The following is a 15,590-nucleotide window of genomic DNA, read 5'->3' on the forward strand; positions in this document are numbered from 1 at the left end:
GGCAACGGTCGCCCTTTTTCGTTGCGCGGTCATCGCGAGGCGATGCCCTTGACTGAGTCTTGCGCACCGCCATCTTGATCGGCGACGCCCCTGTCGTCGCGATCCGGCCTGTCGAATCGCGACACGATCGCGAAAGGCCCGATCCATGACCAACTTCCCCGAAGATTACACCCCGCCCGCCATCTGGACCTGGAACAAGGACAATGGCGGCGCCTTTGCCAATATCAACCGCCCCATCGCCGGTGCGACGCACGACAAGGAGCTTCCGGTCGGCAAGCATCCGCTGCAGCTCTATTCGATGGCGACGCCCAATGGCGTGAAGGTTACCGTGATGCTCGAAGAATTGCTCGCTGCCGGGCATTCGGGCGCGGAATATGACGCCTGGCTGATCGACATCCGCCAGGGCGGCCAGTTCGGCAGCGATTTCGTGGCCATCAACCCTAACAGCAAGATCCCCGCGCTGATGGATCGCAGCGGTGCAGAGCCGGTGCGGTTGTTCGAATCGGGTTCGATCCTGCTCTACCTCGCCGAAAAGTTCGGCGCCTTCCTGCCCAGTGATCCGATGAAGCGCACCGAAGCGCTCAATTGGCTGTTCTGGCAGATGGGCAGCGCGCCCTATCTCGGCGGCGGCTTCGGGCATTTCTATGCCTATGCCCCGCTCAAGATCGAATATTGCATCGACCGCTTCACGATGGAGACGAAGCGCCAGCTCGACGTGCTCAACCGGCACCTGGCGGACAACGAATATATGGCGGGCAGCGACTATTCGATCGCCGATATCGCGATCTGGCCCTGGTATGGCGGCGTCGCGACCGGGCAGGTCTATAACGCAGCCGAATTCCTCCAGGCGCACGAATATACGCATCTGCTGCGCTGGGCCGAGCAGATCGGCGAGCGCCCGGCGGTCAAGCGCGGCCGGATCGTCAATCGCGGCTTTGGCGATGACCTCAGCCAGCAGCTGCTCGAGCGGCATGACGCGAGCGATTTCGAGCTGCGCACGCAGGACAAGCTCGCCGCCGCGCCAGCAAAATAAGCCGGGTTACAGAAGGTCCGCCGCGAGCAGGAATGCACCCGCCAGCCCCGATATCGGGGCGCGCGCGGGGCGGCGGATCACCTTTTCGGCGCTCAGCGCGAAATAGCCCCCGTCGCGCGCACCCGCTTCGGCGACGATCCGCTCGAACAGGCCCGGCGTGCCCATCACCCCGCCGCCGAGCACGATGGCGTCGGGCGCGAGCGCGGCGCGCAAGCTGTTGCACATTTCTGCGAGATAGCCCGCAATAATGCCATGCGCGTCATGGTCGGGCGCGAGGTGGGAGAGCGACTGGCCCCAGCGCGCGATGATCGCAGGCCCGCTCGCCAGCCCTTCGAGGCAATCGCCATGAAATGGGCAATGGCCTGCGAATTCACGGTCGTCCGGCGCGCGGCGCGGGCGCATATGGCCTAGCTCGGGATGGCCGGTGCCGCCGACGATCCGGCCATCGGCGATCACGCCTCCCCCAATGCCGGTGCCGATGGTGACATAAACGCTGACCTTCGCATCGCGTGCAGCGCCCAGCCGCGCCTCGGCCAGCGCGGCGGCGTTGACATCGGTATCGAAGGCGACCGGAACGCCAAGCGCGCGCGCGATCGTTCCGGCAAGGTCGCAATCGCTCCAGCCGGGCTTGGGGGTCGCCAGGATATGCCCCCATTTCGCCGCGCTGCGATCCCGTTCCAGCGGGCCGAACGAGCCAATGCCGATCGCGGCAAGGCCGGAATGTTTGCGGAAGAAGGCGATCGTCTCGGCGAGCGTGGTTTCGGGATCGCGGGTGGGAATCTGCACCTGGTCGACGATCGCATCGGCACCGGTACCGACGCCCAGCACGAACTTGGTGCCGCCCGCCTCGATGGCACCGAGCAGCGGAGCCTCAGCCGGCATCGCAGACCGCATGAAGCCGGTCCATCGCGAAGACCTCAACGATGGACGAGCGGTCTTTATCGAGCGCGATCCGCACCATCGGTGCGGGTGTGCCGCCGAACGTCTCCGCCGCTACCAGCGCGCTGTCCGAAGGCTTGCGGCCCTTGAGCCCCCAATGATCGACAAAGCTGCACACCAGCAGGTCCGATGTCGCGAACCAGCTATAGGTCTGCATCGGCTCCTCGTCCGGATTGGCTATGACCAGCCCGGTGCCATTGAGCGGCCGCCAGGGCCCGTTCAGCGAATCGGCGACCATGCCGTAGAAGCCGGTCGGCCCGGTAGGACCACCGGGGTTGAACACCGAGCGTTGCGTGGACCAGAAGGCATAATAGAGCCCCTGATGCGCGATGATCTGCGCGCGCTCAAGCTCGTTGTTGAGCGTGTCGGCATGGACGATCGGCGGCATCAGCTGCCAGGCGCCCGTTTCGTCCTTCCGTGCCAGCCCTACCGCACCGTTGAACGCGTGATCCGATGCGGCGAGCGTGCCGGTGAATACCAGATAGCGCGCGCCATCCTTGGGATCGATGAAGAAAGCCGGGTCGCGGAACGCCTTTACGGTGCCGGGAGCGCCCTCGTGCTTGTCGGCAGCAAGATAGACCGCGCCATCGGCGACCACGCTTTCGCGGACTGCCGACCAGTCGGTGATGCGGCCATCGGGCTGCAAAGTGCCGCTCGTCTCTGCCAGTCGCTGCTGGAAACCGCCGGGCCGGTCGGCATAGCCTGCTGCGGTGAAGAACAGCGTCACCTGGTCGCCTTCGAGCAATGCCGAGCCCGACCATTCGCGCTCGAAATCGCCCAGGCCTTGCGGAAGCATGTCGCCCAGATCGTGCCAGCCATCGGCGTCGAGGTGCAGCAGCCGGATCTTTGCCTCGAAATGGCGCAGGATCGGATCGCCCCGGTCAAGCGCGCCGAGCACCATCCACAGGCTGCCGCCGTTCACCTCGGCCAGACGACCGTCCGCCCGCTGCAGCGGCCACATGTCCCACAGCAGCAGATCGGGCAGGATGCGCCGCGCATCGTCCTCGCCGATCAGCCCCGGCACCGGCAGGGGCTGGCCTTCGAGAGCGGCGATATGCGCGGCGGTCCAGGCGGTGGTCATTCTCAGAAGTCGTAACGCAGCGTGGCCGAAATGGTGCGCCCGTTGATCGAGCGCGCGCGCACGATGCCATTGGCTGGGATCGCGCCCTCTTCCGCCTCGGTAAAGCCGCGCGTGTCAAACAGGTTGTTGGCGTTGAGCGACAGCTGTACCCGATCGAACGGACGCACCGCGACGAACGCGTTCACCTGGGCAAAGCCGGGCAGCACGAGCAGGTTGTTATCCTGCGCGAAGCTGTCGGTGGTGCCGACCATGTTGGCGCCGAGCGTGAACATGTCCTCTTCATACTGGCCGCTCAGCTGATAGATGAAATCGGCCTGACGACGCGGCTTGTTGCCCTGGTTGCCGGGATTGATGCGGTCGCGGCTGATTTCGGCATCGGTATAGGTGCCGCCCGCGCTGAAGGTGAAGCCGCCGGTGCGGTACGAGGCTTCGAGCTCGATGCCGTGCGCCTTGAACTGGCGGTCGAAGGTCTGGCGGCTGGTCGCCTCGAAATTGGTTTCCTCGGTCTCGGCATAGAAGCCGGTGGCATAGAGCGCGAGACCGCCCGAGCGATACTTGATGCCGGCTTCGGCCTGCTTGACGAAATCGACCGCGATGCCTTCGCTGCGGATGTCGCCAGTGACGAAGTTGACGTTATCGTTGTTGAACAGGATGCGGTCGGCATTGGCGCGGCCGCCCTTGCTGTAACGCGCGAACAGCGCGAGATCATTCGAGACGCGATAGTTCACGCCCAGCGAGTAGCTGAAATAATCATAGCTGTAATCGACCAGCGCGGGCGCATTCAGCGGGATGGTCGCGGTCTGCGCCTCGGCCGGGCTGATCGCGCCGTTGCGGTTGAAATCGAAGCTGGTGATGCCGACGCGGCCGCCGCCCAGATCCGATCCGAAGGTGCGGCCCGAAGCATCGCCGAAATCGTAGCGGATGCTGCCGTCGAGCGTCAGCTTGTCGAATTCGAGCGAAAGCGAGGCGAAGGGCGCGTTGGTATCATATTGCAGGTCATAGCTGCGGCGGCAGCAATTGCCGAAGAAGCTTGCCGAATAGGCGACGGTGCCACCGTCGCTGCGGCGCTGGCCATTGGCGGCGACCACGTCGATCAGCGCGGCATTGCCGCCCCCGCGCACCTCGAGCAGGTGCGAGGTCCACAGCCAGTCGGTGTTGATGTCCTGGCGCGACTTGTAGAAGCCTGCGGTCAGCGTCGCCTTGCCGCTGCCGATGTCGAAATCGCCGGTGATGCGCAGGTCGTTGGTGATGTTGTCCAGGCTGTTGAGCCGCGTGTTGAACAGCACCACGCTGGCGACCAGCGCATTGCCGGGAACGTTCTGCCCGGCCTGCAGGCCATTGGCGAAGACCAGGCGCGATCCGGCACCGGCGAGCGCGGTCGCGGTGTTGGCGGCGGTATCGACAGAGCCCGGGAAGGGCGAGGCGAAGCTTCCCGACACGTCGGAGAAGCGGAAGCGGTTGGTCACCGTCCAGCCATCGGCGACCTCGAATTCGCCCTCGAAGCCGAACGCCTTGACCAGCGGGCGCTGCCCGGCGGTGATGTCGTAGCGCTGCGGCTGGTTGTTGCCGTTCAGGCTGAGCGCCGAGCGGAAGAAGCGCGAATGCAGGCTGTCGCCGCTGATGTCGAAGCCGGGAACGTTGCGATAATTGGGGTTGGCGTTGGTGCCGGTCACCTGCACCGGGTTGGGCAGATAGGCGACCGCGCGGTCGTCCAGATACTTGCCGTAGAAGCGGATGAAGCCGCCGGTGAATTCCTTGGTGATGTTGATCTTGAACTGGCCGCCGCGATTGCCGTCATAGCCGATGTCGCGCGGGCCTTCGCCCTGGCGGACGAAGCCGCCCATGTGGAAATAGAGGTCGTCGGCCAGCGCGCCGCCATAATCGAAATCGAAGCGCTTCTCGTCATAGTCGAGGCCGAGCGTCGCCTGGATCGTGCCGCCGTCCTGACCCTTGCCGGTCTTCGAGATCATGTTGATCACGCCGCCGGGCGAGTTGGAGGCGAAGGTCGAGGCCGAACCGCCGCGAATCGCCTCGACCCGCGCGATGTTGAGGTCCGAACGAAGGAAGATGTCCGAGTTGCCGAAGGTGATGTCGCCGAATTCGAGGATCGGCAGACCGTCTTCCTGCAGCTGCAGGAACTTGGCACCACCCGAGGCGATCGGCAGGCCGCGCACCGCGATATTGGCATTGCCTTCGCCGCCCGACGATTCGGAGCGGATGCCGGGGATGTTGCGGAAGATTTCCGCCGCGCTGCGCGGCGCGGTGGTGGCGATCTGGTCGGCATCGATCGCGCTGACCGAAACCGAGCTGTCGAGGACATTGGCGCCGCGCGCCACGGCGGTCACGACGATGACGTCGCTCTCGGCGCTGTCGTCCTGCGCAGCGGTGTCCTGCGCGAAGGCGGCGGGAACGAGGAAAAGGGTGGAGGCGGCAAGCGCCGCGGTGGCGCTGGATGCGCGCAGAGCCTTGGAAATCGTCATGACATCTCTCCTGAACCTGCCGGTTGATCGGCTATGACCATCGACGCTAGCAAGTTAGCAAACGATTGCAAGCAGAATGTGCAATCGTTTGCAAAAAAGCTTGCCAAGCGGTGCCAGCTGGGCATAGCATCGCGGCCAAGGCGCTAGGCAAGACGCCGCTTTCACGACAAGGAGAGGGTGATGACCAGCGCCACGCACGCTTCCGCCGCCGATTTCGCCGCGCCGCGCACCGCGCCGCCGCGGCTGTCGCTGCCGCGAATCGTCGAAATGAATCTCGGCTTTTTCGGGCTGCAGTTCAGCTTCGGCCTGCAACAGGCGAACATGACGCCGATCTACACCTTTCTCGGCGCGGACGAGGCGACGATGCCCCTGCTGTGGCTGGCGGGGCCGATGACGGGCCTTCTGATCCAGCCGATCGTGGGTGCCCTGTCCGACCGCACCCGGTCGAAACTTGGCCGCCGCACGCCCTATTTCCTGATCGGCGCGGTGATCTGTTCGCTCTGCCTTTTCCTGATGCCCTATTCGAGCACGCTGTGGATGGCCGCGAGCCTGCTCTGGCTGCTCGATGCCGGCAACAACATCACGATGGAGCCCTATCGCGCCTATGTCGCCGACCGGCTCGAGCCGGGGCAGAAACCTGCGGGCTTCCTGGTGCAGAGCGCGTTCACCGGCCTCGCGCAATGCCTGTCCTATGCCGCGCCCAGCCTGCTCGTCGGCTTCGGCATCAGCCAGAACCTGGTCGACATGAACGGCATTCCGGTGATCGTCCGCATCGCCTTTGTCATCGGCGCTATCCTGTCGATCTCGACCATCGTCTGGTCGGTGCTGCGCGTGCCCGAATTGAAGCTGAGCGAGGCCGAGCTCGCAGAAATGGCCGCCAAGCCCATGGGCGCGGGCGCGGCGCTTGCCGAAATTCGCGATGCCTTCATTGCCATGCCTCGCCCGATGCGCCAGCTCGCCTGGGCGATGCTGTGTCAATGGTATGCGATGTTCGTCTACTGGCAGTTCATCGCGCTCTCGGTCTCGCGCACATTGTTTCCGGCGGGCGAGGGCGCGAAGGCTTCGAGCGCGGACTTCATCTCCGCCTCGCTTACCGCGCAGCAGATGGGCGTCGCCTATAATGCGGTGTCGTTCGTCGGTGCGCTGGCGCTGATCCCGATCGTGCGCAAGTTCGGCGCAAGGCCGGTGCACGCGCTGTGCCTCGTCGCCTCGGGCCTGGCGATGCTCAGCCTGCCGATGCTCGACAATCGCATCGCGATGTTCGTGCCGATGATCGGCATCGGCCTGGGCTGGGCAGGCATGATGGGCAATACCTATGTGATGCTGGCCGATTGCATCCCGCCCGAACGCACCGGGGTTTATATGGGCATTTTCAACATGTTCATCGTCATCCCCATGTTGATCGAGACGGTGACCATGCCGCTGATCTATGCGCCGCTGCTCGGCTCCGATCCGCGCAACGCAATATTGCTCGCCGGCGTGCTGATGCTGTGCGGCGCGATCGCCACGCTGATGGTCGGGCGGGGGCAACGCATCGGGGCTTGAACTTGCGCGCAAACAGGCCGATTTAGGCGGTCGAAACAAAAGCGCAGAAAGAAGGCTTCCTTATGTACGATACCGTCCGCGATGCCCTGGTCCCGATTGTCATCGAACAGTCGAATCGCGGGGAGCGCAGCTTTGACATCTTCTCGCGGCTGCTGCGTGAACGGATCGTGTTCGTGACCGGCGAGATCGAGGACAACATGGCCTCGCTGATCGTCGCGCAGCTGCTGTTCCTGGAATCGGAAAATCCGAAAAAGGACATCTTCATGTACATCAACTCGCCGGGCGGCGTGGTGACGGCGGGCATGGCGATCTATGATACCATGCAGTATATCCGTCCGCGCGTCGGTACGGTGTGCATCGGCCAGGCGGCGTCGATGGGCAGCTTCCTGCTCGCGGCGGGCGAACCCGGCATGCGCACCGCGCTCGCCAATGCGCGCATCATGGTGCACCAGCCTTCGGGCGGCGCGCGCGGTATGGCATCGGACATCGAGATCCAGGCGCGCGAGATCCTGCGCATTCGCAAGCGGATGAACGACCTGTACGTCAAGTTCACCGGCCGCAAGCTCGAGGAAATCGAGAAGGCGATGGACCGCGACACCTTCCTCGAAGCGGAAGAGGCCAAGGAATTCGGGCTGGTCGATCATGTCATGGACAAGCGTCCCGCTCCGTCGGACGAGGCAGGAAATTAACAAGGATTGCGCCCTATCAGGGGCGCTGCAGGCCCTGGACCATGCAGGATTCGCCGCAACATCCGTCTGCCGGACGGGTGTTGCGTGTTGAATTTCGCATTTTAGGCACTAGGCTGAAACGTTACGTTCCGGGCATAATGCAGCCGGAACAGAAGGATATGCTATGACCAAGCTGAGCGGTTCCGATTCGAAGAGCACCTTGTATTGCTCTTTCTGCGGCAAATCGCAGCATGAAGTGCGCAAGCTGATCGCGGGACCCACAGTGTTCATCTGTGACGAGTGCGTCGAGCTGTGCAACGACATCATCCGCGAGGAATCCAAGGCCGGTCTTGCTGGCAAGAAGGATGGCGGGGTACCGACGCCGCAGGAAATCTGCGACGTGCTCAACGATTATGTCATCGGCCAGGACCGCGCCAAGCGCGTGCTCTCGGTCGCGGTGCACAACCACTACAAGCGCCTCAACCATTCGGGCAAGGGCTCGGGCGAGGTCGAGCTGGCCAAGTCGAACATCCTGCTCGTCGGACCGACCGGCTGCGGCAAGACGCTGCTCGCGCAGACGCTCGCCAAGACCTTCGATGTGCCCTTCACCATGGCCGATGCGACGACGCTGACCGAAGCCGGCTATGTCGGCGAGGATGTCGAGAACATCATTTTGAAGCTGCTCCAGGCGTCCGACTATAATGTCGAAAAGGCGCAGCGCGGCATCGTTTATATCGACGAGATCGACAAGATCAGCCGCAAGGCCGAGAACCCGTCGATCACGCGTGATGTCTCTGGCGAAGGCGTGCAGCAGGCGCTGCTCAAGCTGATGGAAGGCACCACCGCCTCCGTCCCGCCCCAGGGTGGCCGCAAGCATCCGCAGCAGGAATTCCTCCAGGTCGACACGACCAACATCCTGTTCATCTGCGGCGGCGCGTTCGCGGGTCTGGAAAAGATCATCGGCGACCGTTTGCAGGGCAAGTCGATCGGCTTCGGCGCACATGTCGCCGCGCCCGAGGAGCGCAAGACCGGCGAACTGCTGCGCCAGGGCGAGCCCGAGGATCTGCTGAAATTCGGCCTGATCCCCGAATTCGTCGGGCGTCTGCCGGTCATCGCGACGCTCGAGGACCTCGACGTCACCGCGCTGGTGAAGATCCTCAAGGAACCCAAGAACGCGCTGATCAAGCAGTATCAGAAGCTGTTCGAGCTCGAGGATGTCGAGCTCAGCTTCACCGACGACGCGCTCGAGGCGATCGCGAAAAAGGCCATCGAACGCAAGACCGGTGCGCGCGGCCTGCGCTCGATCGTCGAGGCGATGCTGCTCGACACCATGTTCGAGCTGCCCGGCATGAAGGGCGTGGCCGAGATCGTGGTCGACCGCGAGGTGGTCGAGGGCCGCAAGGACCCGGTCCAGGTGTTCGCCGCCAAGGACAAGATCGAGGCGGGCGACGCAGCCTGACGACATCGCCCGGTCGTCATCGGCCGGGTTTATCGAGGTTCTTCAAGGGGACGCGAGGCGACAGGCCACGCGTCCCCTTTTGCGTGGCATCGACTCGAAACCAGATTGGGGCAATCGGCGCGCCGCTGACCGGTGGCATGGTTACCAGCGTGTCATTTATGCCGCAGTTGCGAAGAAAACGTCAGGGCACGTTGAAGCGCGTCGCGCACCAAGCGCACCGCTGCTCGGCATTGGGCGCGCTTTATTCTTTTTAAAACAAGTGTTTAACGCAGTTGCGAACGATTTCCAGCTGGGTCGTAACATCGTGACTTAAATCTGTCACATTTCCTTCACATTCGTTTCGCTTTTCTGTCCTTAGCGCCGCCTAGTGCGCCGCTCATCTCTTGATTTTTGAGAGCGCTTTCATCGCCGCCAGTGTCCCAAGGGTGGCAAGAAACGGGGAAAGACACATGCAGATTCGCTATTATCTCGCGGCGAGCGCCGCGGCGCTTTCGCTGGCCACCGTGATGGCCGCGCCGGCGCACGCACAGGAAACGACCTCGTCGATCCGTGGTTCCGTCACCGGAGACGGCGCGCCGCTGGCGGGCGCCGAAGTCAAGATCATCCACACGCCCTCGGGCACGACCGCAACCACCACGACCGACAGCGACGGCAATTTCAGCGCCGTCGGCCTGCGTCTGGGCGGTCCGTTCACCGTCGAAGTCAACGCGTCGGGCTTTGAACAGTCGTCGGTCACCGACATTTTCCTCCAGGCCGGCCAGCCCTTCCGCGTTCCGGTCGAGCTGCAGTCGCAGGCCGTGATCGTCGTGACCGCATCGTCGGTCGCCAATGTCACCCCGCTCGAATCGGGTGCAGGCACGGTGCTGAGCGCGCGTGACATCGCCGGCGTCTCGAACGTCAACCGCGACATCCGCAACCTCGCCGCGCGCGACCCGCGCGTGAACCTTGACCCGACCAATGGCGGTGCGATCTCGATCGCGGGACAGAACAACCGTTTCAACCGCTTCACCGTCGATGGCGTCGCCTTCGGCGATCCCTTCGGTCTCGAAGCGGGCGGCCTGGTTTCGACCCGTGGCCCGGTTCCGCTCGATGCGATCGGCGAATTCTCGGTCGAAGTCGCCCCCGTCGATATCCAGCAGGGCTTTTTCCAGGGCGGCGCGCTCAACGCACAGCTCAAGTCGGGTAGCAACAGCTTCTCGGGCCTGGCCGGTTTCTATTACGGCGATGACAGCCTGCGCGGTGATACCGCCCGCGGCGTCGTTCGCACCGGTGCCTATGAATCGAAGATCTACACCGCTCAGCTGGCGGGCCCGATCATCAAGGACAAGCTGTTCTTCGCCGTGACCTATGAGCGGCTGCGCGATGTCATTCCTGCCCCGATCCTGCCTGGTGCGCTCGGTATTACCGATGCCCAGCTCAGCAACATCAGCGCGATCGCCCAGAGCGCCTATAATTTCGACACCCAGGGCATTGGCGGCAACATTCCCGAAAAGGACGACAAGCTCGTCGCCAAGGTCGACTGGAACATCGCCGATGGCCACCGCGCGACTTTCACCTATATCTACAACAAGGGCAACGTGACCGCAGGCCAGACCGGCATCGGTGCGCTGACTGCGACTAACCCGACCTTCTCGTACCTGTCGAACAACTATAACCAGGGTGCGACCAACCATTTCGGCATCGTTCAGTTCAACGACCAGTGGACCGACAGTTTCTCGACCCAGCTGCGCGTGTCCTATGCCGATTATCTGCGCATTCAGCAGCCTTTTGGCGCAGCGTCCTTTGGTGAGTTCCGCACCTGTCTCGACCCGACCTCGCCTGCGCCGATTACTGGCCAGACCGTGGCTGCGGCAGCGCTCGCCTGTACTGTTGGCCAGCGTCAGCTCACCTTCGGCCCGGACATCAGCCGTCAGGCAAACGAACTCGACGCACAGTCGCTGAATATCGAGTTCCAGGCGACACTGCAGCTCAACAACCACACGCTCAAGCTGATCGCCGAGCGCCGGACCCAGGATATCCGCAACCTGTTCGCCCAGCGCGTCTCGGGTGCGTGGTATTTCGACTCGATTGCCGGTCTTCAGGCCCGTCAGGCGAATGAACTCGATTTTGCTACCCCGCTGCGCGGCGGCATCGAGACGGTCGCGGCCAATTTCGAGAACAACAGCTGGACCTTCGGTCTGCAGGATACCGTGGACGTCACCGACACGCTGGTGGTGACCGCCGGCTTCCGCTGGGACCTGTTCGACACGCCCGATCGTCCGTTCGTCAACGATGACTTCTTCAACCGTTTCGGCTTCACCAACGCCCAGACCCTCAACGGTCGCCAGCTGTTCCAGCCGCGCTTCGGCCTGAACTGGAAGCCGACCGACCGCCTGACCTTCCGTGGTTCGGCCGGTCTGTTTGGCGGCGGCAACCCGAACGTCTGGATTTCGAACAGCTATTCGAACCCTGGTGCGACGTTGGGCCGCGTGCAGGTTCGCCGCGTCCCCGGCGTGAACGGCGCTCCCGACACATTCACCGTCTCGGGTGTTCCCGGTTTGTCGGCAGCCCAGCAGAACGCGCTGGGTGCGGCCACGCTGAACAACGTTTCGGGCGGCACCGGCATTCCGCAGGCGCTGATCGACGCGATCCGCACCACCGGCACCGCACAGGCCCCGACCAACGCGATCGATCCGAACTACAATATCCCGTCGCAGTGGCGCGTTTCCGGTACGCTGGAATATAACGCCAATCTCGGCTTCCTCGGTGACGACTGGCAGTTCGGCGTCGATGTCATCTGGTCGAAGGTCAAGGATGGTCTGACCTGGACCGATCTGCGCTCGGTGGCGACCGGCGTGCTGCCCGATGGCCGTCCGCGCTACAGCGTGCTGCCTGGCCAGGGCACGACCACCAATACCGATATCCTGCTGACCAATGACGATCGCGGCTATAGCTGGAACGTCGTTGCCCGTGTCGACAAGCGCTGGGATAGCGGTTTCCGCCTTGGCGCTTCGTACACCTATCAGCGTGCGAAGGACACCAACTCGGGCACATCGTCGGTGGCGTTCTCCAACTACACCAACGCAGCAGCGCTCGATCCGAACTTTGCGGCCTACGGCATTTCCAACTACCAGCGTGACGACGCCTTCCGCATCGTCATGGGTTATGATGCCAAGCTGTTCGGAGACAATACCACTCGGTTCGAGCTGTTCTTCAACTCGCAGTCTGGTCAGCGTTACAGCTACACCTTTGCCGACCAGGCATCGGGCAACCTGCGTTCGGCGGTCTTCGGTGTCACCGGCACCAACAACCGCTACCTGATGTACGTGCCCAATGTCTCGTCGCGTACGGCTGATCCGCTTGTCACCTATGCAGCGAACTTCGACTTTGCCGGGTTCCAGAACTTCGTCCAGAATTCGGAACTGAACAAGTATCAGGGCCGCATTGCGCCAAAAAATATCGGCAAGTCGCCGCGCTACAACAAGCTGGACCTGTCGCTGCGTCAGGAAGTTCCGTTCTTCCTGGGCACCAAGGTCGAACTGCTGGCGGACGTCGAGAATGTGCTCAACCTGCTCGACTCCGATTGGGGTACCATCCGTCAGGTCGGTTTCCCCTATTACGGTACGCTGGCCAACGTGACCTGCGTGGCACAGGGCACCAACACCTGCGCTCAGTATCAGTTCGCCAACCGCACCGGCACGACCTTCACGGCTCCGGCCGAGGCGGTTGACCTGCGCGGTTCGCTCTGGGCGGTGCGCTTCGGGGTTCGCCTCACTTTCTAATATTCCCCTCGGGGAGAGGATCGGGGGCGCGGTGGGTGACCATCGCGCCCTTTTTCCTGGGCGGAACCCCGGGGAGCGCAGGCATGAAAAAGCCCCCTGATCCGGTCCGGGATCAGGGGGCTTTTCGTTGATCGTTACGAAGGCGGATCAGCCCTTGAGATCGGGCGGCAGCGCCTCTTGTCTCAGCATCGCCACCGCCTCGTCGAGCGACAGGAACTGCTGCTGCTGTTCGCCCAGGCGGCGCAGCGCCACGGTGCGCTTCTCGGCCTCCTGCTTGCCGACGACGAGGATGTTGGGCACGCGGCCGACCGAATGCTCGCGCACCTTGTAGTTGATCTTCTCGTTGCGCAGATCCTCCTCGACGCGAATGCCCGCGGCCTGAAGCTCTGCGACGACCTCGCGCGCATAATCGTCGGCATCCGACACGATGGTCGCGACCACCGCCTGGACCGGCGCGAGCCAGAGCGGGAACTTGCCCGCATAATGCTCGATCAGGATGCCGATAAAGCGCTCATAGCTGCCCAGGATGGCGCGGTGCAGCATGATCGGTCGGTGGCGGTTGCCATCCTCGGCGACATAGCTCGCATCGAGCCGCTCGGGCAGCACGGTATCGGTCTGGATCGTGCCCACCTGCCAGGTGCGGCCGATCGCGTCGGTCAGGTGGAATTCGAGCTTGGGCGCATAGAAGGCGCCTTCGCCGGGCAGCTCTTCCCAACCCCATTCGGGCGTGTTGCGACCGGTCGCGGCGACGGCATCGCGCATCGACTGTTCGGACCAGTCCCACATCTCGTCCGAGCCGAAGCGCTTTTCGGGGCGCAGCGCGAGCTTGATGGCATAGTCGCCAAAGCCCAGATCCTTGTACACCACGTCGAGAAGGTCGCAGAAGCGGCTGATCTCATCGACCAGCTGGTCCTCGCGGCAGAAGATATGCGCATCGTCCTGCGTGAACTGGCGCACGCGCATCAGGCCGTGCAGCGCGCCGTGCGGCTCGTTGCGGTGGCAGCAGCCCATTTCGGCGAGGCGCAGCGGCAGGTCGCGATAGCTCTTGATCCCCTGGCGAAAGATCAGGACATGTGCCGGGCAGTTCATCGGCTTGAGCGCCATCCACGCGGCGTCGTTCGACACCACCGGGCCCTCGTCCTCGGTGTTCGGCACCTCGTCGGGGATGACGAACATGTTCTCGCGATACTTGCCCCAATGGCCCGACTGCTCCCATTGGCGCGCGTCCATCACCTGCGGGGTCTTGACCTCGAGATAGCCTGCCGCGTCGAGCCGGCGGCGCATATAGGCCTCGAGCGCGCGATAGATCACGAAGCCGCGCGGGTGCCAGAAGACGCTCCCATGCGCTTCCTGCTGCAGGTGGAACAGGTCCATTTCCTGCCCGATCTTGCGATGGTCGCGCTTGGCGGCTTCCTCGAGGCGGAGCAGATGCGCGTCGAGCTGCTTCTTGTTGAGCCAGCCGGTGCCATAGATGCGCGACAATTGCGGGTTGCGCTGGTCGCCGCGCCAATAGGCGCCCGACACGCGCGTCAGCTTGAACGCGGTAGGGTCGAGCCTGCCGGTGGACGCCAGATGCGGCCCGCGGCACATGTCCATCCAGTCGTCACCCGACCAGTAGACGCTAATCTCTTCGCCCTGGGGCAGCTCGGCCGCCCATTCGGCCTTGAAGCTCTCGCCCTGCTCTTTCCAGCGCGCGATCAGGGCGTCGCGGTCCCACACCTCGCGGCGCAAGGGCTTGTTCGCGGCGATGATGCGGCGCATTTCGGCCTCGATGACCGGCAGGTCCTCGTCGGTGAAAGGGCGCTCTTTCGGCGCGAAATCGTAATAGAAGCCGTCGTCGGTCGAAGGGCCGAAGGTGATCTGCGTGCCCGGGAACAGGTTCTGCACCGCTTCGGCGAGCACATGCGCGAAATCGTGCCGCGCGAGCTCCAGCGCATCGGCTTCGTCCTTCGCAGTGACCAGGGCCAGCGTCGCATCGCCGGTGAACGGCCGGGTGATGTCGCGCAGCTCGCCATCGACGCGTGCGGCGATCGCCGCCTTGGCAAGGCCGGGGCCGATCGCGGCGGCGACATCGGCAGGGGTGGACCCTTGCGGCATCTCGCGCACCGAACCATCGGGCAGGCTGATCTTCAAAAGCTGGGACATGGCCGTGTTTCCTGTTGTTCCGCCCATTCGTGTCGCAGCGCCATGGCACAAACCGCCGCGCCCCAAAAGGGGTTACGCGCCTGTGTGTCGTGCCGGAATGTGCGGGGAGGAGCCGACGCCGCGCCACCCGCTCCGGGTGGCTGGCTCCGCGTGTTCAGCCCACGCAGCCCCGCCCCCGGAAACCCGGAGTGGTGGTGCTAGTGAGGGTGCGGATGCTCGCCATGGCGGAGGATATAGCGATGAAGGGTGAAGGAGTCACTAGCGAAGGGGCCGCCTACCGAAGCCCTCCCCCTCGATGGGGGAGGGTGGGGTGGGGGTGATCGCTCGGGATCATGCCATAGTGCCAGGACGCACCCTCACCCTCACCGCTGCGGCTAGGCTCCTGCGTCGCCAAGCCTCGCTGCCTCTCCCATCGAGGGAGAGGCGGACTTCCCCCTCTTCCCCTCCCGCGTGCGGGAGGGGAAGACGCTTGGCTAGCC

The 15,590-nt window shown here is 63.8% G+C and carries 9 protein-coding genes; 5 read left to right on the top strand and 4 right to left on the bottom strand.

The window, feature by feature from the left end:
• The first annotated feature begins 145 nt into the window (after positions 1-145).
• Complete coding sequence (gene yghU / locus AX735_RS09175) at positions 146-1,033, top strand: glutathione-dependent disulfide-bond oxidoreductase (protein ID WP_066278903.1); 888 nt, start codon at positions 146-148, stop codon at positions 1,031-1,033.
• Between the two features lie 6 nt (positions 1,034-1,039).
• On the opposite strand, the gene AX735_RS09180 is transcribed toward yghU, so the two are convergent.
• From AX735_RS09180 to AX735_RS09190, 3 genes are read right to left on the bottom strand one after another with little or no spacing between them, the layout of a single operon-like run.
• Positions 1,040-1,927, bottom strand: a complete 888-nt coding sequence (locus AX735_RS09180; protein WP_231750075.1) for an ROK family protein — start codon at positions 1,925-1,927, stop codon at positions 1,040-1,042.
• Positions 1,905-3,053, bottom strand: a complete 1,149-nt coding sequence (locus AX735_RS09185) for a glycoside hydrolase family 68 protein (protein ID WP_066278907.1) — start codon at positions 3,051-3,053, stop codon at positions 1,905-1,907. The genes AX735_RS09180 and AX735_RS09185 overlap by 23 nt, the downstream gene beginning before the upstream one ends.
• Positions 3,054-3,055: 2 nt before the next feature.
• Positions 3,056-5,533 (bottom strand): TonB-dependent receptor, encoded by a 2,478-nt coding sequence (locus AX735_RS09190; RefSeq protein ID WP_066278909.1) that lies wholly within the window; start codon positions 5,531-5,533, stop codon positions 3,056-3,058.
• Positions 5,534-5,713: 180 nt separating this feature from the next.
• Here AX735_RS09190 and AX735_RS09195 point away from each other — a divergent pair, with 180 nt between their 5' ends.
• The 4 genes from AX735_RS09195 (at position 5,714) to AX735_RS09210 (ending at position 12,966) form a co-directional block, all read left to right on the top strand.
• Positions 5,714-7,078: an MFS transporter gene (locus AX735_RS09195; protein WP_066278912.1), complete on the top strand. Its 1,365-nt coding sequence runs from the start codon at positions 5,714-5,716 to the stop codon at positions 7,076-7,078.
• 62 nt (positions 7,079-7,140) lie between these two features.
• Positions 7,141-7,767 (top strand): ATP-dependent Clp endopeptidase proteolytic subunit ClpP, encoded by a 627-nt coding sequence (gene clpP / locus AX735_RS09200; RefSeq protein ID WP_060977383.1) that lies wholly within the window; start codon positions 7,141-7,143, stop codon positions 7,765-7,767.
• 163 nt (positions 7,768-7,930) lie between these two features.
• A complete protein-coding gene (clpX, locus tag AX735_RS09205) occupies positions 7,931-9,205 on the top strand; it encodes an ATP-dependent Clp protease ATP-binding subunit ClpX (protein WP_066278917.1) in 1,275 nt (424 codons plus the stop codon).
• Between the two features lie 449 nt (positions 9,206-9,654).
• Entirely contained in the window at positions 9,655-12,966 is a 3,312-nt protein-coding gene (locus AX735_RS09210; protein ID WP_066278925.1) for a TonB-dependent receptor, read from the top strand.
• Positions 12,967-13,113: 147 nt separating this feature from the next.
• On the opposite strand, the gene thrS is transcribed toward AX735_RS09210, so the two are convergent.
• Positions 13,114-15,111 (bottom strand): threonine--tRNA ligase, encoded by a 1,998-nt coding sequence (thrS, locus tag AX735_RS09215; RefSeq protein WP_066278927.1) that lies wholly within the window; start codon positions 15,109-15,111, stop codon positions 13,114-13,116.
• Positions 15,112-15,590: the final 479 nt, after the last annotated feature.

Source organism: Blastomonas sp. CCH1-A6, from assembly GCF_001556365.1.
In the GTDB taxonomy this organism is placed as follows: domain Bacteria; phylum Pseudomonadota; class Alphaproteobacteria; order Sphingomonadales; family Sphingomonadaceae; genus Blastomonas; species Blastomonas ursincola.